Origin of the sequence: Burkholderia sp. AU45274 (assembly GCF_030482505.1) — a bacterium.
GTDB lineage: Bacteria > Pseudomonadota > Gammaproteobacteria > Burkholderiales > Burkholderiaceae > Burkholderia.
Genome location: NZ_JAUJQE010000006.1, coordinates 71,102 through 93,698, shown reverse-complemented (window position 1 = coordinate 93,698; position 22,597 = coordinate 71,102). Strand labels below are relative to the sequence as shown.

At 68.0% G+C, this 22,597-nt stretch carries 17 protein-coding genes; 6 read left to right on the top strand and 11 right to left on the bottom strand.

Annotated elements, in window-relative coordinates; genetic code table 11:
* Positions 1–57 precede the first annotated feature (57 nt).
* The 4 genes from QZM35_RS22355 to hpnI all read right to left on the bottom strand — a co-directional run bounded on the left by QZM35_RS22355 (position 58) and on the right by hpnI (position 4,746).
* Positions 58–1,107, bottom strand: a complete 1,050-nt coding sequence (locus tag QZM35_RS22355; protein ID WP_301776775.1) for an HpnL family protein — start codon at positions 1,105–1,107, stop codon at positions 58–60.
* On the bottom strand, positions 1,104–1,988 hold the full coding sequence (gene hpnK, locus QZM35_RS22350) for a hopanoid biosynthesis-associated protein HpnK (protein ID WP_089424880.1): 885 nt from the start codon (positions 1,986–1,988) through the stop codon (positions 1,104–1,106). The genes QZM35_RS22355 and hpnK overlap by 4 nt, the downstream gene beginning before the upstream one ends.
* A gap of 3 nt (positions 1,989–1,991) precedes the next feature.
* On the bottom strand, positions 1,992–3,434 hold the full coding sequence (hpnJ, locus tag QZM35_RS22345) for a hopanoid biosynthesis associated radical SAM protein HpnJ (protein ID WP_306426918.1): 1,443 nt from the start codon (positions 3,432–3,434) through the stop codon (positions 1,992–1,994).
* A gap of 136 nt (positions 3,435–3,570) precedes the next feature.
* The gene (gene hpnI / locus QZM35_RS22340) at positions 3,571–4,746 is read right to left on the bottom strand and encodes a bacteriohopanetetrol glucosamine biosynthesis glycosyltransferase HpnI (RefSeq protein WP_089424878.1); all 1,176 of its coding nucleotides are present in this window, start codon (positions 4,744–4,746) and stop codon (positions 3,571–3,573) included.
* A gap of 640 nt (positions 4,747–5,386) precedes the next feature.
* On the opposite strand from hpnI, the gene QZM35_RS22335 reads away from it, so the two are divergent.
* Positions 5,387–6,385: an LLM class flavin-dependent oxidoreductase gene (locus QZM35_RS22335; RefSeq protein WP_089425872.1), complete on the top strand. Its 999-nt coding sequence runs from the start codon at positions 5,387–5,389 to the stop codon at positions 6,383–6,385.
* Positions 6,386–6,421: 36 nt separating this feature from the next.
* On the opposite strand, the gene QZM35_RS22330 is transcribed toward QZM35_RS22335, so the two are convergent.
* Entirely contained in the window at positions 6,422–7,483 is a 1,062-nt protein-coding gene (locus QZM35_RS22330) for an alpha/beta fold hydrolase (RefSeq protein WP_089424877.1), read from the bottom strand.
* 174 nt (positions 7,484–7,657) lie between these two features.
* Between QZM35_RS22330 and pdxY the strand changes: the two genes are divergently transcribed.
* The 3 genes from pdxY to QZM35_RS22315 all read left to right on the top strand — a co-directional run bounded on the left by pdxY (position 7,658) and on the right by QZM35_RS22315 (position 12,491).
* Positions 7,658–8,518, top strand: a complete 861-nt coding sequence (gene pdxY, locus QZM35_RS22325; protein ID WP_069249245.1) for a pyridoxal kinase PdxY — start codon at positions 7,658–7,660, stop codon at positions 8,516–8,518.
* A gap of 279 nt (positions 8,519–8,797) precedes the next feature.
* Entirely contained in the window at positions 8,798–10,978 is a 2,181-nt protein-coding gene (locus tag QZM35_RS22320) for a phosphocholine-specific phospholipase C (protein WP_301776774.1), read from the top strand.
* Positions 10,979–11,342: 364 nt separating this feature from the next.
* The gene (locus tag QZM35_RS22315; protein WP_089424875.1) at positions 11,343–12,491 is read left to right on the top strand and encodes a branched-chain amino acid ABC transporter substrate-binding protein; all 1,149 of its coding nucleotides are present in this window, start codon (positions 11,343–11,345) and stop codon (positions 12,489–12,491) included.
* A 136-nt stretch (positions 12,492–12,627) separates the two neighbouring features.
* Here the strand turns inward: QZM35_RS22315 and QZM35_RS22310 are convergent, their stop codons facing one another.
* Positions 12,628–13,377, bottom strand: coding sequence for a FadR/GntR family transcriptional regulator (locus QZM35_RS22310; protein ID WP_069247513.1), 750 nt, complete (start codon positions 13,375–13,377; stop codon positions 12,628–12,630).
* 358 nt (positions 13,378–13,735) lie between these two features.
* Here QZM35_RS22310 and gudD point away from each other — a divergent pair, with 358 nt between their 5' ends.
* A complete protein-coding gene (gene gudD, locus QZM35_RS22305; protein WP_039348297.1) occupies positions 13,736–15,088 on the top strand; it encodes a glucarate dehydratase in 1,353 nt (450 codons plus the stop codon).
* A gap of 78 nt (positions 15,089–15,166) precedes the next feature.
* Here gudD and QZM35_RS22300 read toward each other — a convergent pair whose 3' ends face one another.
* From QZM35_RS22300 to QZM35_RS22290, 3 genes are all read right to left on the bottom strand, one after another.
* Positions 15,167–15,631 (bottom strand): DUF2214 family protein, encoded by a 465-nt coding sequence (locus QZM35_RS22300; RefSeq protein ID WP_301776773.1) that lies wholly within the window; start codon positions 15,629–15,631, stop codon positions 15,167–15,169.
* A 39-nt stretch (positions 15,632–15,670) separates the two neighbouring features.
* Positions 15,671–16,477, bottom strand: coding sequence for a hypothetical protein (locus tag QZM35_RS22295; RefSeq protein ID WP_089424872.1), 807 nt, complete (start codon positions 16,475–16,477; stop codon positions 15,671–15,673).
* Between the two features lie 237 nt (positions 16,478–16,714).
* Entirely contained in the window at positions 16,715–17,779 is a 1,065-nt protein-coding gene (locus QZM35_RS22290) for a glycosyltransferase family 4 protein (RefSeq protein WP_006476459.1), read from the bottom strand.
* Between the two features lie 563 nt (positions 17,780–18,342).
* On the opposite strand from QZM35_RS22290, the gene QZM35_RS22285 reads away from it, so the two are divergent.
* Positions 18,343–20,175 (top strand): ABC transporter ATP-binding protein, encoded by a 1,833-nt coding sequence (locus QZM35_RS22285; protein ID WP_089424871.1) that lies wholly within the window; start codon positions 18,343–18,345, stop codon positions 20,173–20,175.
* Positions 20,176–20,252: 77 nt separating this feature from the next.
* Here the strand turns inward: QZM35_RS22285 and otsA are convergent, their stop codons facing one another.
* Both otsA and otsB read right to left on the bottom strand, forming a co-directional pair.
* Positions 20,253–21,632, bottom strand: coding sequence for an alpha,alpha-trehalose-phosphate synthase (UDP-forming) (gene otsA / locus QZM35_RS22280; protein ID WP_089424870.1), 1,380 nt, complete (start codon positions 21,630–21,632; stop codon positions 20,253–20,255).
* Positions 21,629–22,381 (bottom strand): trehalose-phosphatase, encoded by a 753-nt coding sequence (gene otsB / locus QZM35_RS22275; protein ID WP_089424869.1) that lies wholly within the window; start codon positions 22,379–22,381, stop codon positions 21,629–21,631. The genes otsA and otsB overlap by 4 nt, the downstream gene beginning before the upstream one ends.
* Positions 22,382–22,597 lie beyond the last annotated feature (216 nt).

The window sequence follows — 22,597 nt, the reverse complement described above, 5'->3', positions numbered from 1 at the left end:
GCAAGGATACCCGCGCAGCGCCAAAAGCGCGAGACGGGCGCGCGGCCCGTCTCGCGTTCAATGCATCGTTTCGGTTTCGGTATCGGCCCGGGTCGTGCGGCTCGTCGCTTGCGGCGCCCGTGGCACGGCCGGCGGCACGTCGATACGGCGCCGCGTGCGCATGAGTTCGGCCAGTTGCCACGAACCGAGCGCCAGGCAGCCGAACAGCACCTCGCGGCCGCGCTTGACCAGCGCGAGCGACAGCGCCGTCTCGCGGTCGACGCCGAACATCTGCGCGAGCAGCACGACGGTCGCCTCCTGTACGCCGAGGCCGCCCGGCACCATGAATGCCGCATGGCGCACGGCCTGCGCCATCGCCTCGATCGCGATCGCGCCGCCGATCGACACCGGATGGCCGAGCAGCGCGAGCGCCCAGTAGATCTCGAGCGCGCCGAGCACGTAGCCGGCCAGCTGCCAGAAGAATGCGCTGAACAGCAGGCCCGTGCGCGACATCAGCCCATCGATGTCGGCGTCGAGCCGCTTGCCGTCGACGCCCTGCAGCAGCCGGTGCGAATCGCCGAGCAGGCGGCCCGCGAAACGCTCGATCGCATGGAAGATGCCGCCACGGCGCATCAGCACGACGCCGAGCACCGGCAGCGGCAGCGTGAGCAGCAACGCGAGACCGATCGTGCCGCCGCCCATGCTGTCCGTCGTCGCGAGCAGCAGCACGAGACCGAGCGCGGCGAACGCATACTGGACGACGATCGTCACGAGCAACTCGACGATCACCGATGCCGTCACGCGGCTCGCGTCGGGCACCTGCCAGCGCGCGAGGCGGATGCCGACGATCTCGCCGCCGATCCCGACCACCGGCAGCAGCCGGTTCACGGCCTCGCGCACGGTCGCGATCCACCACAGGAACGGCAGCGACGAGCGCTTGTCGAGCAGCAGGTGCCACGCGTAGGCGTCGAGCAGCAGCGGCAGCGCATGAAACGGCACGAGCCACAGCAACGCGTAACCGGCGCGCGCGAGCATCTGCGACACGTCGCCGATGCCTTCGTGCAGCCCCAGCGCGAGCAGGATGCCGATGCCGAGCGGCCAGCCGAGCCATTTGATCCACTTGGTCATGACGGCTGCGCTCCCGGTGCGCGCGACGCCGGCGCGGCGCGCCGTGCGGCGGGCTGGCCGAACACGTCGGCAAAGCCGCCGGTCGCGACGCCCGCCGCCTTCAACGCGGCCGCGACGCGCGGCGACAGCAGCGCATCGAGTTCGTCCGCCGGACGGTAGCCGGCCATCGTCGGCGTGATCGGGCCGTCGCCGGCTTCGGCCGGATGGCAGTAGATCTCGCCGACACCCGGCGGCAGCTTGGCGAGCGCATCGAGCAGCACGGCCTCGTCCATCGCGCCCGTATGCTCGATGCCGACCACGTAGTCGTTGTGCGCGAGCCCCGCGCGGTCGAGCCGCGCGCGCACGAGCGCGATCCACGGCTTGAGCAGCGCGGGCGCGCTCGTCTCGTACGGCAGCCGCACCGCGCGCAACCCGTAGTCGCGGCCGATCTCGATGATCAGCGACAGGACGGTCGGATGCAGATGGAAATGCTTGTGCGCGTTCACGTGGTCGAGCGGCAAGCCGCTCGCCGCGAACGCGTCGAACTGCGCGCGAATCTCGCGGCGCAGCTGCGCCCGCACGTGCGGCAGGAAGAAGAAGCGGCAGCCGTCCTTCGCCATCGCATCGCCGAACCGCCCGTCGGGGCCGACGAGCGCGGGAATCTCACGTGCGGGCAGCGTGGCCGGCCCGTCCGCGAGGACGAGATGCAGGCCGACCGCGAGCGACGGCAGCCGCCGCGCGCGCTCGATCGCATCGTGCGCGGCGGGCGCGCCGACCATCAGGCTGGCGGCATTCAGCACGCCGTCGCGGTGCGCGCGCTCGACCGCCGCGTTGACACGCGGGTGCAGCCCGAAGTCGTCCGCGGTGAAGATCAGCGCCCGCGCCGCCGGCTGCGTCGCCATGAATCAGGCCTCGTGTGCGCGCAGGAAGCGGAAGAACTCGACACCTTCGCGCAGGCGGCGCTTCATCATGTCCCAGCTCGTCAGCATCTCGCGGACGATCTCCCAGATCTTCGACGGGCGGAAGTAGAACTGGCGATAGAACTGCTCGAGGTGGTGATAGATCTCGTCGCGCGACAGGTGCGCATAGCCGATCGCCGCGAGCTGCACACCTTCCTTGCTCACCAGGTTGATGGTCTTGTTCTCTTCCATCCAGCCGTTTTCCACGGCCTGCTTGTAGAGCGTCGTGCCCGGATACGGTGCGGCGAGCGAGACCTGGATCGTATGCGGATTGATTTCCTTCGCGTACTCGATCGTCTTCTTGATGGTCTCCTGCGTCTCGCCCGGCAGGCCGAGGATGAAGGTGCCGTGGATCTTGATGCCGAGCTTCTTGCAGTCCGCGCTGAAGCGGCGCGCGAAATCGGTGCGCACGCCCTTCTTGATGTTCACGAGGATCTGGTCGTCGCCGGATTCGAAGCCGACCAGCAGCAGGCGCAGGCCGTTTTCCTTCATGACCTTCAACGTCTTGTACGGCACGTTCGCCTTCGCGTTGCACGACCACGTGATGCCGAGCTTGCCCAGGCCGATGGCGATGGCTTCAGCGCGCGGCAGGTCGTCGGTGAAGGTGTCGTCGTCGAACATCAGTTCCTTCACTTCCGGCATGTTGTCGCGGATCCACTTCGCTTCCGCGAGCACGTTCTCGACCGAGCGCGTGCGGTAGCGATGGCCGCTGACCGTCTGCGGCCACAGGCAGAAGGTGCAGCGCGACTTGCAGCCGCGGCCCGTGTAGATCGACACGTACGGATAGTTGAGGTAGCCGATGAAGTAGTTGTCGATCTTCAGGTCGCGTTTGTAGACGGGCGCGACGAACGGCAGTTCGTCCATGTTCTCGAGGATCGGACGCGCTTCGTTGTGCTCGATCGAGCCGTCCTTCGCGCGCCAGCTCAAGCCCTTGATCTCGGGGAACGGCTTGCCTTCGGCGATTTCCTTGCAGGTGTAGTCGAATTCCTCGCGGCACACGAAGTCGATTGCGTCACTCGCCGTGAGCGAGTTGTGCGGATCGACCATCACCTTCGCGCCGACCATGCCGACCAGCATCGACGGCTTCATCTTCTTCAGGTCCTGCGCGAACATCGCGTCGGTCGGGAACGACGGCGTGCTCGTGTGGATGATCACGAGGTCGTAGTCGTTGGCGATCTTCAGCGTTTCCTCGACCGACAGGCCGTCGGCCGGTGCGTCGACGACGCGGCTGCCCGGCACGAGCGCGGCCGGCTGCGCGAGCCACGTCGGATACCAGAAGGAACGGATTTCGCGCTTCGCCTGATAGCGCGACCCGGCTCCGCCGTCGAAGCCGTCATACGAAGGGGCCTGCAAGAACAGCGTTTTCATGAATGCTCCGGTAGCCTGCATAGTTCGATTCGTCACAACGATTCAGTCAAAAAACCGCGGGCCGCCCTGCCGGCGCCCGCCTCTCTGTCATGTCGCGCCGCGCGGCCTCGCCGCGCAGCGCGTCTCGGCCCTCGGGCCGGGTTCGGTCGGAACGGCCCTAGCGGCCGTCCACTGCTTCCACCGCCGCCGTCGCGCGTTCGCCACCGACGACCGTCATCCTCGCGCCGCGCCACACCACGTGCGTGCCGAACACGGCCGCGAGCCACTCGAGCGCGAGCAGCGTGTCGCGCACCGCGACGAGCGGCAGGTCGCGCCAGAACGCGCGCCAGCCATCTTCACCGCGGGCGTGCAGCACGAGCCGCCCGAACGCGCCCACCACGGCCGCCCAGCCCGCCAGCGCGCCGGCGAAGGTGCCGTCGAGGCGCAGCGCGAGCGCCGCGCCGATCGCGAGCCACGGCACGGTAAACGTAATGAACAGGAACGCGAAGCCGGCCGGGTTCAGCGAACGGATCGTGCGCAGCCAGCGCGTCTCGCGGTGCCACAGCGGCCCGAACGACGGTTCGATCACGTCGGTCGCGACCTCGACCTCCGACAGCACGGTGCGTCGCCCGAGCCGGCGCGGCAGCTCGGCCAGCCAGAAATCGTCGGCCAGTTCGTCCTTCAGCGCGGGAAAGCCGCCGATCCGGTCGAGCGTGTCGCGCGTCAGCGCGAGCGTCGCGCCGAAGCCGAAGCGGCTCGAGCGGCCGAGGTGCGTGATCCGGACCGACGGGGCGAACCATGCGTCGACGAACTGCGCGCCGATCCGCGTCCAGAACCCGCCGACGCTGCGCGCATGATACAGGCACGTGACGACACCGACCGACACGTCGGCGAGCGGCGCCGTCACGCACTCCAGATAGTCGGGCTTCACCGCGATGTCGCTGTCCGCGATCACGATGCGGCCGTACTTCGCGCGCTCGGCGAGGTTGATCAGGTTGCTGACCTTCAGGTTCTTGCCGTGCACGCGCGCGTCGATCACGAGCGTGATGTCGCACTCCGGATAATCGGCGCGCAGCCGTTCGACCACGGCAATCGCCGGATCGGCCGCCGACGCGACGCCGAACAGCACTTCATACCGCGGATGGCGCTGCTCACAGAACGTCGCGAGGTTTTCGTACAGGTGCGGCTCCGCGCCGCACAGCGGCTTGAGCACGCTGACCGGCTCGAAGCCGTCGCGCACGGCCGTGCGCGGCGTACGCGGCCGCGGTGCGAACGCGGCGACGAGCGCATAGCCGGCCGCGGCCAGCGTGAAGACGATCAGGAGCCAGTCGAGCATCGTTGCGGTTGCCGTCATGCGCGACGCCTCCCGGCGACCTGAACGCCATGGAGAACGCTTGAGCATGATTGAGCGTGATTCGGTATTCCGACAACGACGAACGCGGGCACGACCCGACTCCTTGTTCCAGCAGCGCCTGTATATGGGGGAGGCTCGACCCATCCTTCGGATACGGCCATGCCCGGCTTCGCGTGGTGTATCTCCGCGCGACGCCCGGACGGGATGCGGGAAGATTCGTATGGCTACCTTCGGCACAACATGGGTAGGCGCCGGATTTTAGCAGCCTGCGGCACCCCGCGCTCGGCGCTACGAGAAACGGACTGGTGCAATTCCGGCAAAGCTGCGCAGTCGGCGAACCATTTGGGCGCACCCGCGTTCACGTTAGCGTAAGCGGTTTGCAGGCGTATTGCAGTCTTGAAAAGACTACGTTTCGTGCAAATTTGTACGTCGATGCGGATTCACATCCAATCGCCGTAAAGAACGGTAATTAATCGGCGATTAGATTGATTTTTGCAACGACCGCCGAATTCGACCCTGCACCCCTGAACCGCGCATGGGTATCGGGCCGCCGCCAGCACGTTCCGGAACCCTTTGGCAAAATCCTTGGCATTTGTTGCGTCAGCGCATCACCGCGCGCGCCCCTTTCGAAGGCCATCCGATGACTCCGTTTTCCGTACTCGATCTCGCCCCCATTCCGGCCGGCGCCGACGCCTCCCAGGCATTCCGCAACACCGTCGATCTCGCGCAGCACGCGGAGCGCTGGGGTTACCAGCGCTACTGGCTCGCCGAGCATCACAACATGCCCGGCATCGCGAGCGCGGCAACGGCCGTCGTGATCGGCCATGTCGCGGGCGCCACGCGGACGATCCGGGTCGGGTCGGGCGGCATCATGCTGCCGAACCACGCGCCGCTGGTGATCGCCGAGCAGTTCGGCACGCTCGCGTCGCTGTATCCGGGGCGCATCGACCTCGGCCTCGGCCGCGCGCCCGGCACCGACCAGACCACGTCGCGCGCGCTGCGCCGCGACCTGATCGGCAGCGCCGACTCGTTTCCGGATGATGTCGCCGAGCTGCAGCGCTACTTCGCGGAGCCGGTGCCCGGCCAGCGCGTGCGCGCGGTGCCCGGCGCAGGGCTCGACGTGCCCGTGTGGCTGCTCGGCTCGAGCCTGTTCAGCGCCCAGCTCGCCGCGATGCTCGGGCTGCCGTTCGCGTTCGCGTCGCACTTCGCGCCCGATTACCTGATGCGCGCGCTCGAGATCTATCGTGCGCAGTACCGGCCGTCGGCCGCATGGCCGAAGCCGCATGCGATGGTCGGCGTCAACGTGTTCGTCGCCGATACCGACGACGAGGCGCGGCGCCTGTTCACGTCGCTGCAGCAGCAGTTCATCAATCTGCGGCGCGGCACGCCGGGCAAGCTGCCGCCGCCGGTCGACGTGCTCGAGGCAAACGAGCTCGAACTCGCGACCGTTGCGCATTCGCTGTCGTTCGCGGCGGTCGGCTCGCGCGACACGGTGCGCGACAAGCTGCGCGACCGCATCGCGCAGACGGGAGCCGACGAGCTGATCGTCACCGCGCAGATCTACGATCATGCGGCACGGCTGCGCTCGTTCGAATTGACCGCGCAGATCCGCGACGAGCTCGCGAGCGAAGCGCGCTGACGGCGCGCGCCCGGGCCGCCTGCGGCCGGCCCCGCATCACTGCGGGTGCACGGCCTCCAGCCCGTCGAGCAGCGCCTTGTGGAACGCGTCCGGATCCTGGATCTGCGGCGCGTGGCCGAGCGCCGGGAACTCGACGAGCTGCGCGCCGGGGATCGCCGCCTGCGTGCGCTTCGCGAGTTCCGGGTAGCGGCCGAGCTTCGCATGCACGTCGGGCGGCGAGACGTCCTTGCCGATCGCGGTCGTGTCCTTGTCGCCGATCATCAGCAGCGTCGGCACGCGGATCGCGCCGAGTTCATAGACCACCGGTTGCGTGAGGATCATGTCGTAGATCAGCGCGGAGTTCCATGCGACCGCGTCGCGACCGACGCCACGGTACATCCCGGCCAGCATCTGCACCCAGCGCTCGTACGACGGCGACCACTTGCCCGCGTAGTACGTGCCCTGCTCGTAGCGGCGAATGCCGTCGGCCGTGGTCTTCAGCTCGCGCGCATACCAGTAGTCGACCGGCAGCGGCGGCACGCCGAGCGCCTTCCAGTCCTCGAGGCCGATCGGGTTCACGAGCACGAGCTGGTCGGTCGCCTTCGGATACATCAGCGCGTAGCGCATCGCGAGCATCCCGCCCGTCGAGTGGCCGACGATCGTCGCCGACTTCACCCCCACCGATTCGAGCAGCGCATGCGTATTGCGTGCGAGCTGCTGGAAGCTGTACTGGTAACGATCGGGCTTCGACGACTTGCAGAAACCGATCTGGTCCGGCGCGATCACGCGATAGCCGGCGCGGCTCAGCACGCCGATCGTGTCCTCCCAGGTCGCCGCGCAGAAGTTCTTCCCGTGCAGCAGCACGACGGTGCGGCCGTTCGGGTGGGCCGGCTGCACATCGAGGTAGGCCATCTCGAGGGTTTCGCGCTGCGACACGAACGTGTAGAGATGCACGGGCGCCGGATAGGCGAACCCTTCCAGGCGCGGGCCATACACGGGCCCGTCGTTGCCGGCGGGCGATGCGGCGGCCGCCATGGCAGGCACGGCGCACGCGACGGCGACACCCGCGCCGAGCACGGCGGCGCGCGCGGCAAACAACATCTTGCGAATCGAAAGCATGGCGATCACGGTGATTGGAGACGCACGCGGGCGGCCGGGCCGTTCTCGCGCCCCGCGATTCTACGCGGTCGCGCTGACGACGGCGCGCAACACTCCGGCGCCGCGCGACTTCCGCGCCCGCGACGAACTCGGGTATCGTGTGACGTGACCCTGAAACGCGTGCAGGCGCTTCCCATGAAAAACGTCCTCAGCATTCAGTCGCACGTCATCTACGGCCATGCCGGCAACAGTGCGGCCGTGTTCCCGATGCAGCGCCTCGGCGTCAACGTCTGGCCGCTCAATACCGTCCAGTTGTCGAATCACATGCAGTACGGTCACTGGGCCGGCAGCGCGATCGATGCCGCGAAGATGGAGCAGCTCGTCGACGGCATCGCGGCGATCGGCGCACTCAAGCGCTGCGACGCCGTGCTGTCCGGCTTCCTCGGTTCGCCGCCGCAGGCGCGTGCGGCTATCGAGATCGTCCGCTCGGTGAAGGCGATGAATCCGAACGCGTGGTACTTCTGCGATCCGGCGATGGGCCAGACGGGCGGCATCCGGCCCGAGCCCGGCGTCGAGGAATTCATGGTCCAGGAGGTGCCGGCGCTCGCGGACGGCATGTCGCCGAACCACACCGAACTGCAGAAGCTCGCCGGGCGGCGCATCGAAACCGTCGCCGAAGCCGTCGAAGCCTGCCGCTCGCTGATCCGTCGCGGCCCGCAGATCATCCTCGTCAAGCACCTGCACGACCGCAACAGCCCCGCCGATCGTTTCAACATGCTCGCGGTCACCGAAACCGAAGCGTGGATCGGCCAGCGCCCCCTGTACGCGTTTCCGCGCCATCCGGTCGGCGTCGGCGACCTGACCAGCGCGATTTTCGTCGCCTGCCGGCTGCGCGGCGACTCCGTGCGCGCGGCATTCGAGCACACGCTCGCGGCCGTGCACGCGGTCGTGAAGGCCACCTACGATGCGCGCCGCTACGAGCTCGAACTCGTCGCCGCGCAGGACGAAATCGCGCGCCCGAGCGAATGGTTCGGCGCGTGGGTCACGGACGCCTGACACGCCGGCATCGCCCTGCGCTTCACCGGCGCGCATCCAGCGCCACATCGCTTTCCCGCCTCATCCCTGCCGCACCGCGACCGCTGGCGACATTCGCCCGACGCCGCTTCGATATCGCTTCGACGCGGATGCAAACGTTTCCGGACTTCACATGAATGACACCGATTTCTCGCTATGCTCGCGGCGGCACCACCCGGCGCAGCCGCATCCTGCGACCCGGGCGCGCCCTTCCAGCAGGTCCTGCCAATCGGCTCCCCCCTTTACCGCACGATAACGACCATGACCCGATCGAACCGTCGTGACTTCCTGCGCGTCGCTGCCGGCACCGCCGGCGCCGCCGCGCTGAACCTGTTCCCCCCCGTGATTCGCGATGCGCTTGCGATTCCTGCGAACCGCCGCACCGGCACCATCCGCGATATCGAACACATCGTGATCCTGATGCAGGAGAACCGCTCGTTCGACCACTACTTCGGCACGATGCGCGGTGTCCGCGGCTTCGGTGACCCGCGTCCGCTGCGCCTCGCGAACGGCAAGTCGGTGTTCCACCAGCCGGTCGGCCCGGCCGAGCTGCTGCCGTTCCACCCGGGCGCGGACAAGCTCGGCCTGCAGTTCCTGCAGGACCTGCCGCACGGCTGGCAGGACATGCACGCCGCCTGGAACAAGGGCCGCTACGACCAGTGGGTGCCGAACAAGGGCACCACGACGATGGCGTACCTGAAGCGCGACGACATCCCGTTCCACTACCAGCTCGCCGACGCGTTCACGATCTGCGACGCGTACCACTGCGCGATCCCGAGCTCGACCGACCCGAACCGCTACTACATGTGGACGGGCTACGTCGGCAACGACGGCATGGGCGGTGGCCCCGTGCTCGGCAACGAGGAAGCGGGCTACGGCTGGACGACCTATCCGGAAGTGCTCGAGAACGCCGGCGTGTCGTGGAAGATCTACCAGGACGTCGGCACCGGCCTGAACGCCGCCGGGTCGTGGGGCTGGACGCAGAACCCGTACATCGGCAACTACGGCGACAACTCGCTGCTCTACTTCAACCAGTACCGCACCGCGCTGCCCGGCACGCCGCTGTACGACAAGGCGCGCACCGGCACCAACATCAGCGCGGGCGGCACGCTGTTCGACATCCTGCAGCAGGACGTGAAGAACGGCACGCTGCCGCAGGTGTCGTGGATCTGCGCGCCGGAAGCGTATTCCGAGCACCCGAACTGGCCGGCGAACTACGGCGCGTGGTACATCGAGCAGGTGCTGAAGGCGCTCGTGTCGAACCCGGAGGTATGGAGCAAGACCGCGCTCTTCATCACGTACGACGAAAACGACGGCTTCTTCGACCACGTGCAGCCGCCGTTCGCGCCGCAGTCGCGCGACAACGGGCTGTCGACGGTCGCGCCGCAGTCGCGCGACAACGGGCTGTCGACGGTCGCGACGACCAACGAGGTGTTCCCCGGCGACGCATCGCACATGGCCGGCCCGTACGGGCTCGGGCCGCGCGTGCCGATGCTCGTCGTGTCGCCGTGGACGAAGGGCGGCTGGGTCTGCTCGCAGACCTACGATCACACGTCGCTGCTGCAATTCATCGAGGCACGTTTCGGCGCGCAATACCCGGTCAAGGCCGGCAACATCTCGCCGTGGCGCCGCGCGGTGTGCGGCGACCTGACCGCCGCGTTCGATTTCGCCACGGCCGATGCCGGCTGGCCGACGTTGCCGGATACGAGCAGCTATGCGCCGCCCGACCGCCTGCGCCATCCCGACTACATCCCCGTGCCGCCGGTGCTGCAGAAGCTGCCGAAGCAGGAGGCCGGGCTGCGTCCGGCGCGCGCGCTGCCGTACGAGCTGTTCGTGCACGGCCGCGTCGAATCGGTGAACGGGCTGTTCCGGCTGACCTTCGCGAACACGGGCCGGGCAGGCGCCGCGTTCCAGGTACAGTCGCGCAATCGCCTCGACGGCCCGTGGGCGTACACGGTCGAAGCCGGCAAGCGGATCGCCGACACGTGGAGCGCCGCGGCGTCGCTCGGCCTGTACGACCTCGACGTGTACGGCCCGAACGGCTTCTACTGCCATTTCCGCGGCCCGTTCGCGACCGGCGTCGGCAGCGCGAACGTGAACCCCGAGGTGATCTACGGCTACGACGTCGCGAACGGCAACATCACGCTGCGCCTGATGAACCGCGGCCACAAGGCCGTGCGGCTCAAGGTCACGAACGCGTACGGCCACGGCCGCGCGCGCACGTTCGACCTCGCACCGGGCCAGCACGTCGACGACTACTGGGATCTGCGCGGCAGCCACGGCTGGTACGACCTGACCGTCAGCGACGGCCGTCTGCTCGGCTTCCTGCGCCGCTTCGCGGGGCACGTCGAAACCGGCCGCCCGAGCACCAGTGATCCCCTGATCCGCACGCACGCATCGCACGACGATGCCGAAGCCGCATCGGACGCCCTGTCCGACTGACGGCGTCGCGTGCGCGGCGCGGCCCCGGCGGGCCGCGCCGCCTTCCTGTCTCCCCCTCCTCTCCGCCCGCTCCGTTCGCGACGGGAAACTCCCGATACCGGCTGCCGCCGCACGCGCGGAAGCTATGCGCAAATCCGCACCGAATGCGCGGCGAATTGCCAAGACCCGGGCATATCGGCGACCTATATATCGAGGCGATCGGGGCGCTTCTTCGCAGAGCCTGACGGGAGATTCTTCCGAGGATAACGATGCCGACCTCCCCGCCCGATTCCGAGAAGCGGTCGAACCGCCCGCCCGTCGCACGCGTCCGGCCCGCCCGGGCGCATGCGGTACTCACTCGCAGGTGTCGAACAAGAGGAACAACATGAAATTCCGTCATTCCCTGCTGTCGGTGTCGATTGCATCCGCGCTTGCTCTCCTCTCGCAACAGGCCGCCCAGGCCGCCGATACGACCGACGTGAAGGTCGGCTTCGCCGCGCCGCTCACCGGTGTGAACGCCGGTTACGGCAAGGATCTGCAGAACGGCGTGCAGCTTGCACTCGACGATGCCGCCGCGCAGAAAGTGCAGATCGCCGGCAAGCCTGTCCACTTCAACCTCGTCGTGCAGGACGACCAGGCCGACCCGCGCATCGGCGTGCAGGCCGCGCAGGCGCTCGTCGACCAGAACGTGTCGGTCGTGGTCGGCCACTTCAACTCGGGGACGACGATTCCGGCATCGGTCGTCTACGACAAGGCCGGCATCCCGGTGATCGATCCGGCCGCGACCAACCCGACGCTCACCGCGCGCGGGCTCGCGAACATGTTCATGGTGATCGCGACCGACGGCCAGAACGCGGGCAACGCGGGCAAGTACGCGGTCGACGTGACGAAGGCGAAGCGCATCGCGATCATCGACGACCGCACCGCGTTCGGCCAGGGCGAGGCCGACGAGTTCGAGAAGGCCGTGAAGGCGGCGGGCGGGAACCTCATCGGCCGCGAATTCACCAGCAACCAGGCGGTCGACTTCCGCGCGCAGATCACGAGCCTGAAGGCGAAGAATCCCGACCTGATCTTCTTCGGCGGCCTCGATTCGCTCGCCGCGAACTTCATCAAGCAGATGCGCCAGCTCGGGCTGAACGCGCAGTTCGTCGGCGGCGGCGGCGTGAAGGACAACGAGTTCATCAAGATCGCGGGCCCGGCCGCCGAAGGGGCGATGGCGTGGGAATACGGCCGGCCGCTCGACGAGTTGCCGCAAGGGAAGGATTTCGAGGCGCGTTTCAAGAAGCGCTTCGGCGTCGACGTGCTGTCGTACGCGCAGTTCGGCTACGACGCGGCGTGGGCGGCGATCAAGGCGATGCAGGCGGCCGGCTCGACCGACCCGAAGGTCTATCGCCCGGCGCTGAAGAAGATCGACTTCGAAGGCGTGACCGGCCGCATCTCGTTCGCGAACGACGGCTCGCTGAAGAGCGGGATGTCGACGCTGTACCAGGTGAAGAGCGGCGCGTGGAAGACGATCACGACGAAGGGAGGCTGATCGGCAGTGCCGGCGGCCGGCGGCGGCAACGCCGCCCGGCCCCGGCGATCAATGAAGGGAGATCGATCTTGTATGACGACTGATGTTGAGGCGATTCGACCGGCCGGCGGCACCGTGGGCCGCGCCGCCCGGTGCGTCAGCCGGCCTCGGCTTCGGCCGCCTCGTGCGCGCGGCGCAGCCGTTCGCGGCTGTTGGTGAGGTGCGTGCGCATCGCCGCACGTGCCGCTTCCGGGTCGTGGCGCGCGATCGCCTCGTAGATATCCTCGTGCTCGTGGTTCAGCCGGCCGACGTAGCGCTCCAGATCGTCGCCGGCAAAGCGGGCCGAATTCACGCGCGTGCGCGGAATGATCGACGTGCCGAGCTGCGTCATGATGTCGACGAAATAGCGGTTGCCGGTGGACTGCGCGATCTGCAGGTGGAACTGGAAGTCGAGCTGCGCCGTGTCGCGGCCGCCGCCCGCCCCCGATGCGATCGCGTCGAGCGCGCGCCGCAGCGCGGCCAGGTCGGTATCGTTCGCGCGTTGCGCGGCAAGGCTCGCGCATTCGCTCTCGAGGCTGATGCGCAGTTCCAGCACCGCGAGCACGTCGCGCAGCGTCGTGATCGTCGCCGGGTCGATGCCGAGCGTCTGGCGGCGCGACGGCTCCAGCACGAAGCTGCCGATGCCGTGGCGCGTCTCGATGAGGCCGCTCGCCTGCATCCGCGAGATCGCCTCGCGCACGACCGTCCGGCTCACCCCCTGCGCCGCCATGACTTCGGTTTCGGTCGGCAGCTTGTCGCCGGGACGCAGCGTGCCGTTTTCGATCTGCGCGGTCAGCGCGTCGACGACATCTTGTGCGAGGCTGCGTGCGCGACGGCGCGGCGCTGCGGGAAGCGTAGGCACGGACATGAGGCCGGTTCCTTTTTGAATGATCGTAATGTGAGCCGAGGGTTTACGCGGGGTTTGAGCGAAAGCCGATGATTCATTATACTGCGTCACAAGTCATCCGACGACTGATGATCGAAACACGGATCTCCTGTCGACTCAAGCGAGCACTCCTGCGCCGCCTGGTCCCATGTCTTACGATCAGCCAGCGTTCGCGTTCTGCGCTCCGCTGGTCAGGTTGTCGCTCCCACCCCGTTTCGGGTTGCGTCGACCTGCGGGGCTTGCGCGCCGCGCATGTCGGTTGTCGAATGATCGCACCTCCCGTCGCGCGCGGCAAAGCTTTTGCCGCACGGCATTGCCCACCCTTTCGCCATCGCCGCCCATGAACGCCGTCACTGCCTCGCCCTCCCACGACACGCCGCGTATCGTCGACCTGCAAGCGATTCCGGTCGCCGGCCACGACAGCATGCTGCTCAACCTGAGCGGCGCACACGGCCCGTTCTTCACCCGCAACCTCGTGATCCTGAAGGACAGCGCGGGCCGCACCGGCGTCGGCGAAGTCCCGGGCGGCGAAAGTATCCGACGCACGCTCGACGATGCGCGCGCACTCGTCGTCGGCCAGCCGGTCGGCAATTACCACGCGGTGCTCAACGACGTGCGGCGCACCTTCGCCGACCGCGACGCGAGCGGCCGCGGGCTGCAGACCTTCGACCTGCGCACGACGATCCACGCGGTCACCGCGCTCGAAGCCGCGCTGCTCGACCTGCTCGGCCAGCATCTCGGCGTGCCGGTCGCCGCGCTGCTCGGCGAGGGCCAGCAACGCGAGCGCGTCGAAATGCTCGGCTACCTGTTCTACATCGGCGATCGCACGAAGACCGCACTCGCCTACCGCGACGGCAGCGGCGCGACCGACGACTGGACGCGCGTGCGCGACGAAGCCGCGCTGACGCCCGAGGCCGTCGTGCGGCTGGCCGAGGCCGCGCATGCGCGCTACGGCTTCAACGACTTCAAGCTGAAGGGCGGCGTATTCGAAGGCGCGAGCGAGATCGAGGCCGTGACGGCGCTCGCCGAGCGCTTCCCCGACGCGCGCGTGACGCTCGACCCGAACGGTGCGTGGTCGCTCGACGAGGCCGTGCGGCTGTGCCGCGACCAGCATCACGTGCTCGCGTACGCGGAAGATCCATGCGGCGCGGAGAACGGCTACTCGGGCCGCGAGGTGATGGCCGAATTCCGCCGCGCGACGGGGCTACCGACCGCCACCAACATGATTGCGACCGACTGGCGGCAAATGGGTCACGCGGTGCAGTTGCAGGCCGTCGACATCCCGCTCGCCGACCCGCACTTCTGGACGATGCAGGGTTCGGTGCGCGTCGCGCAGATGTGCCGCGACTGGGGCCTCACGTGGGGCTCGCATTCGAACAACCATTTCGACGTGTCGCTCGCGATGTTCACGCACGTCGCGGCCGCCGCGCCGGGCCAGGTCACCGCGATCGACACGCACTGGATCTGGCAGGACGGCGAGCGGCTGACGCGCGAACCGCTGAAGATCGAGAACGGGCTGGTGGAAGTGCCGAAACGGCCGGGGCTCGGCATCGATATCGACATGGATGCCGTCGCGGTCGCGCACGAGTTGTACAAGCAGCACGGGCTCGGTGCCCGTGACGACGCGGCGGCGATGCAGTATTTGATTCCGGGCTGGACCTTCAACAACAAGCGCCCCTGCCTCGTGCGCTGAGTGCGGGTGCCGCCGGGCGGCAGGGTCGCCCGGTCGAGCTGGGGCCGGCCCTACCCGGCCGCACCTACCCAGCCAGGCCTAGCCGGCCGCCCCAATCCCCCGCGCCATCCCCGACGCGGCGAACACGATGACGATCACGAGCACCGCCTGCCAATGGCCGATCCGCACATAGGTGCGCGCACGGCCAAGATCGGGCATCTGCTGCTGCCGCGCGGCGATGCGCCACCGGATCAGCCCGAGCATCGGCACGACCTCGAGCAGCAGGATCAGCACGAGCGCGGTCATCTTCAGGTGAAAGAGCGGTTCGTGCAGGTAGTACGCGGCGCCTTTCTCGAAACCGCCGAACGCGCGCATCATGCCCGTCGCGATCAGCACGAGCGCCGATAGCCCCCACGCGGCATCCGCCTTGAATACGCCGGGCAAGTCGGCCGCCTGCGCCGACGCGATGAGCCGGCGCAACGCGCGGTTACGCCCCGCAATCGCGGCAAACGCGACGCCGAACGCACTCAGGTGAACGGCAGCCAGCAACCAACGGACGATCATCTCGCCTCCTTGTCGCCCGCACGCCGTGCGCGGGCCTTGTCAGACGATCTGCTTGAGCGCGGCGTCGAGCGCGAGCACCGCGACGCGGTCGCCTTCGGTCGCGAGCGGCGCGCGCATGACGATCTGCCGGTTATGGCCGACGGCCGCCGGCGAATCCCACAGCAGTTCGACCTTCGGCCGATTGAACAGGCTGCCGCGGCGCGGCGGCACGACGGCCGGCTGCGCGTCCGCGGCACCGTCGCCTGCGGCAGGCGCCGCCCGGCCGGGCCAGCGCACCGACAGTTCGCGCGCATCGTATTGGCCAACCTTGCGGCTTTCCATCCACACGATCGCGGTGCGCGTCAGCACGTCGAGCGAAATCGCATAACGGCCGACCGCGAAGCGGCGCGCGGCCACGTTGGTCCGCCACAGCGGCCGCGGGCGGCAGATCCAGACGATCGCCGCATAAAGCGCCGGTGCGGCAACGAGCCAGCCGTTGGTCGCCGTCACCGCCTGCAGCGCGAGGCGCCAGCCGTCAACCCAGACGAACATGCCGATCGACCAGACCGCGAACAGCAAACCGATCAGCGCGAACACGCGCAGCGCCTGGCGCAGCCATTGCGGCAGCGGATGGAACGGCCGTTCGGCGCGCGCGACGGCGCCCGGCAGCGCGAGCAGCAGGAAGATCAGGAGAAGGTAGATGAACGCCCAGGGTGACGACACCATCGCCGACAGCGACGAGCGATAGCCCATCTGGGACATCGAGAACAGCCAGCGCGCGAGCAGCACGAGACCGATCGCACGCAACGCGAAGATCACACCGGCGCCGGGGGCCGGCGCTGCGCGCGTGGATTTCGTTCTCGCCAAGACTGCTCTCCTCTGGTTATTCGTGCGGGGCCGGATTTCACGGCACGGCCATTATAGGGACATTACCGTCTGGACAGACGGACGGATGCCCTGCCGGGCCGCTTCGGGGGCCGTTCGCAGCGTCGGGCGCGGCGAGAATACAACAGATCCGCGCCGTGGATGTGACAACGCCCCGCCGGGAACCCGGACGGGGCGTCGATGGCAAGCCGCGCGCCGCAGCGCGGCGGCGGCCCGCAATCAGCTTGCGTTGACTTCGCGCAGCACCGTGCGACGCTTCTGGCGCAGCAGTTCCTCGTAGCCTTTCACGTAGTTCTGCGCCATCACCTTCGACGAGAAGCGGGCTTCGAACGCGGCGCGGACCTTCTCGCGCGGCAGCGTATCGAGGCGCTTGAGCGCGGCAACGGCCGACAGCTCGTCTTCGACGACGAAGCCCGACACGCCGTTGTCGATCACTTCCGGCACCGAGCCGCGCTTGAACGCGATCACCGGCGTGCCGCAGGCCATCGCCTCGATCATCACCAGGCCGAAGGGCTCCGGCCAGTCGATCGGGAACAGCAGCGCATGCGCGTTGCCGAGGAATTCGGTCTTTTCCGACTCGCTGATTTCGCCGATGTACTCGACGTGCGGCAGCGCGAACAGCGGCTTGATCTTCTCTTCGTAGTACGCGCGGTCAGCCTTGTCGAGCTTCGCGGCGATCTTGATCGGCAGGCCGGCCTGCTCGGCGATGCGGATCGCCGTGTCGACGCGCTTCTCCGGCGAGATGCGGCCCAGGAACGCGAGGTAGCTCGGCTTCACGTTCGGGATCGGCGTCAGCAGGTTTTCCGGCAGGCCGTGGTAGACGGTCGACAGCCAGTTCGCCTGCGGCAGCGGGATGCGCTGGTTGTCGGAGATCGACACGACCGGCACGTCGCTGAATGCGTTGAAGATCGGCTGCAGTTCCGGCAGGTCGAGACGGCCGTGCATCGTCGTCAGATGCGGGACCGGCTGGCGCGAGAACAGCGAGAACGGGTAGTAGTCGATGTGGCAGTGCAGGACATCGAACTCTTCCGCGCGGCGGCGCACCTGCTCGAGCAGCAGCATGTGCGGGGCCATCACGTCGCGGATCGTCGGGTCGAGGCGCAGCGCCTGCGGCCAGCAGGCTTCGAGCTTCGCGGAGGTTTGCGAATCGCCGCTCGCGAAGAGCGTGACGTCATGCCCCATCTCGACAAGTGCTTCGGTGAGGTAGGACACCACTCGCTCGGTGCCGCCGTACAGTTTCGGGGGCACCGCTTCGTGCAACGGAGCGATTTGGGCGATTCGCATGCGTAACTCCTAAAAAATCGGCTAAAAACCAGGTATGGGTCGGCAACCTGCCGGCGGTCCGGGCTGGATGCAGGTCGTCCGAAGATCGGACGAATCAGCCTGCCGGGGGCGTCGAACCCGCGCTGCTCAAGGAGCGTCGGCGACGCGACAGGCATAGAACGTTTGAAACGAAGACCCGTTGACAGGGGTTCGTAAAAAACCTGGAATCGAACCCGGAGCCGATTATCTAGGGTTAATCCCGATACGGCGCACAACATTTCAAACACTTTACTTTGTTACAAAGGTGCAACACTTTGCAACCCGCGGACTTGGGCGTCCGTTCTAGAGTGGAAGGCCCTTTTGGCATTCCTTGACCCCGTGACCGCCGGCAGCGTGATTCCGGCACATGAGGCAGGACGGGATGCCGGATTTTATCTCAAAATCGACCGCGAGCCCCTGGCCAAGGCAAGATTCGCGCAGCGCGACACGCGGGCTTGTTTACAATGCCGGATTATTCAGTCCGGGCGAACGCCGGCCTGCGATCCAGCCGCCACGCTCACTCACCGAATCACCGCACGCATATTTTGGAATCTCTCACCCCTGCCCAGCGCAACGCCCACAACGCGAAGCTGTCGAGCTACGCGCATCGACCGATCGCGTTCCTGTTCCGCTACATCCGCCTGCATCCCGTCGCCCACCTGATCGTGCTCGGCAGCGTGCTGGCCGCCGTCGGCTGCGCGCTCGGCTCGCAATACGCGATCAAGCACCTGATCGACGTGCTGGCGACCGGGCGGCATCACCCCGGCCCGCTGTGGAGCGCGTTCGCGCTGCTCGTCGGGCTGATCGCGGCCGACAACCTGCTGTGGCGCGTCGGCGGCTGGTTCGCCGCGCACACGTTCGTCGCGGTCACCGGCGACCTGCGGCGCGACCTGTTCCAGTACCTGATCGGCCATTCGCCCACCTACTACGCCGAAAAGCAGCCCGGCACGCTGGCGAGCCGCATCACGGCCACGTCGAACGCGGTCTACACGTCGGAGAACACGATGGCGTGGAACGTGCTGCCGCCGTGCATCGCGGTGATGGGCGCGATCCTGATGATCATCGTCGTCAATCCGATGATGGCGGCCGGCCTGCTCGGCTGTTCGGCCGTGCTGTCCGTCATCCTGTTCAAGCTCGCCGGGCGCGGCTCGGCCCGCCACCACGCGTTCGCGGCGAAGGCCGCGGCGGTCGACGGCGAGCTCGTCGACGTGATCGGCAACATGGGCCTCGTGCGTGCGTTCGGGATGACGCTGCGCGAGCAGAAGCGCTTCGGTGCGACGGTCAAGGCCGAGATGGATGCGCGCCAGCAGAGCCTGCTCTATCTCGAGAAGCTGCGCCTGCTGCACGCGGTGATCACCGCGATGCTGTCCGCCGGCCTGCTCGGCTGGGCGCTGTGGCTGTGGGATCAGGGCCGCGCGACGTCGGGCGACATCGTGCTCGTCAGCTCGCTCGGCTTCACGATCCTGCACGGCACACGCGATCTCGCGGTCGCGCTCGTCGACGTCACGCAGCACATCGCGCGCCTGTCCGAGGCGGTCAAGACGCTGCTCGAGCCGCACGGGATGCCGGACAGCTCCGACGCGCAGCCGCTGTCGGCCAAGGGCGGCCGCGTCGATTTCGAGCGCGTGACGTTCGCGTATCCGCACCGCCGCGCGATCCTCGACCACTTCGAACTCCATATCGAGCCGGGCCAGCGCGTCGGCCTGATCGGCAAGTCGGGCGCCGGCAAGTCGACCGTGCTTGCGCTGCTGCAGCGCTTCTACGACACGCAGGACGGCGCCGTGAAGGTCGACGGCCAGGACGTGAAGACGATTACGCAGGACAGCCTGCGCCACGCGATCGCGCTCGTGCCGCAAGACATCTCGCTGCTGCACCGGACGATCTACGACAACATCGCGTACGGCCGCCCCGACGCGACTCGCGAGGAAGTGCTCGCCGCCGCGCGCGACGCCCGCTGCGCGGAGTTCATCGAAGCGATGCCGGAAGGCTATGACACGATCGTCGGCGACCGCGGCGTCAAGCTGTCGGGCGGCCAGCGCCAGCGTATCGCGATCGCGCGCGCGATCCTGAAGGATGCGCCGATCCTGCTGCTCGACGAAGCGACGTCCGCGCTCGACAGCGCATCCGAGGAAGCGATCCAGAGCGCGCTCGACCGCCTGATGGTCGGCCGCACGGTGATCGCGATCGCCCACCGCCTGTCGACGCTGCGCAACTTCGACCGGATCATCGTGATGAACAACGGCAAGGTGATCGACGACGGCCCGCCCGACGTGCTGCGCAACCGTCCGGGCCTGTACCGCGACCTGCTCGCGAAACAGCACGGCCGCCACCACCCGGCCCCCGACGGCAGCACGCCGACCGGCGAACGCGTGGCCTGACACACCGGCCCGCAGCCGACAAAAAAGCCGCAGTGCGCGTCGCACTGCGGCTTTTTCATTGCTCGATGAACCGCCGGTTACGCGTGCTGCAGATCGCGCAGGAAGTTGTCGCGCCACACCGACACGTTGTTCTCGCGCAGCTGCGCGATCATGTCCGTATAACGCGCGCGCCGCTCGGCGAGCGGCATCGTCAGCGCCTGCGACAGCGCATCGGCCATCCCGTCGATATCGATCGGATTGACGATCAGCGCCCCGGTCAGCTCGCGTGCGGCACCGGCGAAGCGCGACAGCACGAGCACGCCCGGATCGTCCGGATTCTGCGCGGACACGTACTCCTTCGCGACGAGGTTCATCCCGTCGCGCAGCGGCGTCACGTAGCCGACCCGCGCGAGCCGGTACAGCGCGGCGAGCAGCTGGCGGTCGTACTGGCGATGGATATAGAGGATCGGCGCCCAGTCGAGCTCGGCGAAGCGTCCGTTGATGCGCCCCGACTCCCCTTCGAGCTGCAGGCGGATGTCCTGGTACGCGCGCAGTTCCGCGCGGGTCGACGGCGCGATCTGCAGGAACGACACGCGATTGCGATGCGACGGCTCGTGCTCGAGCAGCTTTTCGAACGCGCGAAAGCGCTCGACGAGCCCCTTCGAGTAATCGAGCCGGTCGACGCTCATGATCAGCTTGCGGCCGCGCAGCGACGTCGCGAGCGTGCGCACTGCCTTGCCGTGCTCGCCGGCCTGCGCGAGCGACGCGATCTCGTCCGGATGCACGCCAATCGGATAGGCGGCCGCGCGCAGCGTCCGGCCGAATGCGTGCACCGTCGCCAGGTGGCCGTCGCGCTCGATCGCGCCGTCCGCTTCCGACTCGACGTAGTCGCAGAACGCGCGCAGGTCGGGTTCGGTCTGGAAGCCGAGCAGGTCGAACGCGCACAGCGACTCGACGAGGTCGCGATGCGGCGGCACGCTGACGAGCACCTGCGCAGCCGGAAACGGGATGTGCAGGAAGAAGCCGATGCGGTTCTTCACGCCGGCCGCGCGCAGTGCGCGCGCGAACGGGATCAGGTGATAGTCGTGCACCCAGATCACGTCGTCGTCCTGCAGCAGCGGCACGAGCTGCTGGGCGAGCCACACGTTCACGCGGCCATAGCCTTCGAACTCATGACGGTCGTACTGGATCAGGTCGGTGCGGTAGTGAAACGCGGGCCACAGCGTCGCGTTCGAGAAGCCGCGGTAATACTGGTCGTAGTCGCGCCGCGACAGGCCGATGGTCGCGAACGTGACCGGCCCGTGCTCCTCGACGCGGATCTGCGGCGCACCGGACGCGACGACCTCGCCGCTCCAGCCGAACCACATGCCGCCCGTCTCCTTCAGCGCATCGTAGACGCCGATCGCCAGACCGCCCGCTGCCGGTTCGCCTTCCGAAATCGGCGCGACGCGGTTTGAAACAATGATGAGGCGACTCATGCGTCCGGCTGCTCCGCACCGAGCCAGCGCGCGATCTGCTCATGCAGCGCGTCGACCGAATCGAGCCGCGTGCGGGCAGACGTCTCGCCCGCGCCGACCTTGATCGACAGGCCGCCGCGCGCGTTGACCACCGCGAAGCCCTTCTCGTCGGTCAGGTCGTCGCCCGCGAACACCGGCACGCGCCCCGCGAACGGCGGCTCGTCGAGGAACGCAGCGAGCGCGCGCCCCTTGTCGACGCCTTTCGGCTTGATCTCGAACACCATCTTGCCGGGCTGCAGCACATACGCATCGGCATAGTCGGCGACGAGGCGCTCGGTGGCCGCGCGTGCCGCCGCCTCGCGCTCGGGCGCGTTGCGGTAGTGCAGCGCGACGGCCGCGCCCTTGATTTCGAGCAGCATGCCCGGATGACGGTCGACGACGGCCGCCAGCTCGCGCTCGATGCGCAGCAGGCGTTCGTCGTTGAAGCCGATGCGCTGCGTGTCGCCGTTCGCATCGCGGCGCTCCGCGCCGTGCAGGCCGGCGATCGGCATGCCGGGCATCTTCAGGAACGTGTCGATGTTGTCGATGCCGCGCCCGGACACGATCGCGACCGCGCCGTGCGAGCGGCGCCGCAGCTCGTCGAGCAGCGTCAGCAGCGACGGCGGAACATGAATGCTGTCGGGCGTCGGCGCCAGTTCGACGAGCGTGCCGTCGAAGTCGAAGAAGAACGCGGTATCGGTCAGAGACAGGGAAGCCGGAACGGATTGCATCGATTCGATAGTGTGAGGGCCGGCCGGCAAACGCCGGGCGGCCGCTGCGCGAATGGAATTGTGCGCATCTTACCGCGCCTGCGCATCGAGATGGGCGAAACCGGTGCGGCGCCGGCATCGCGCCGCGGCATGCGTCAACTGCGACATATTGCCCCGCTCGCCCGCGGCGTACGGGTTTCGAAAGGACGCGGGCGCGCGAATTGCGCTACAGTCGCA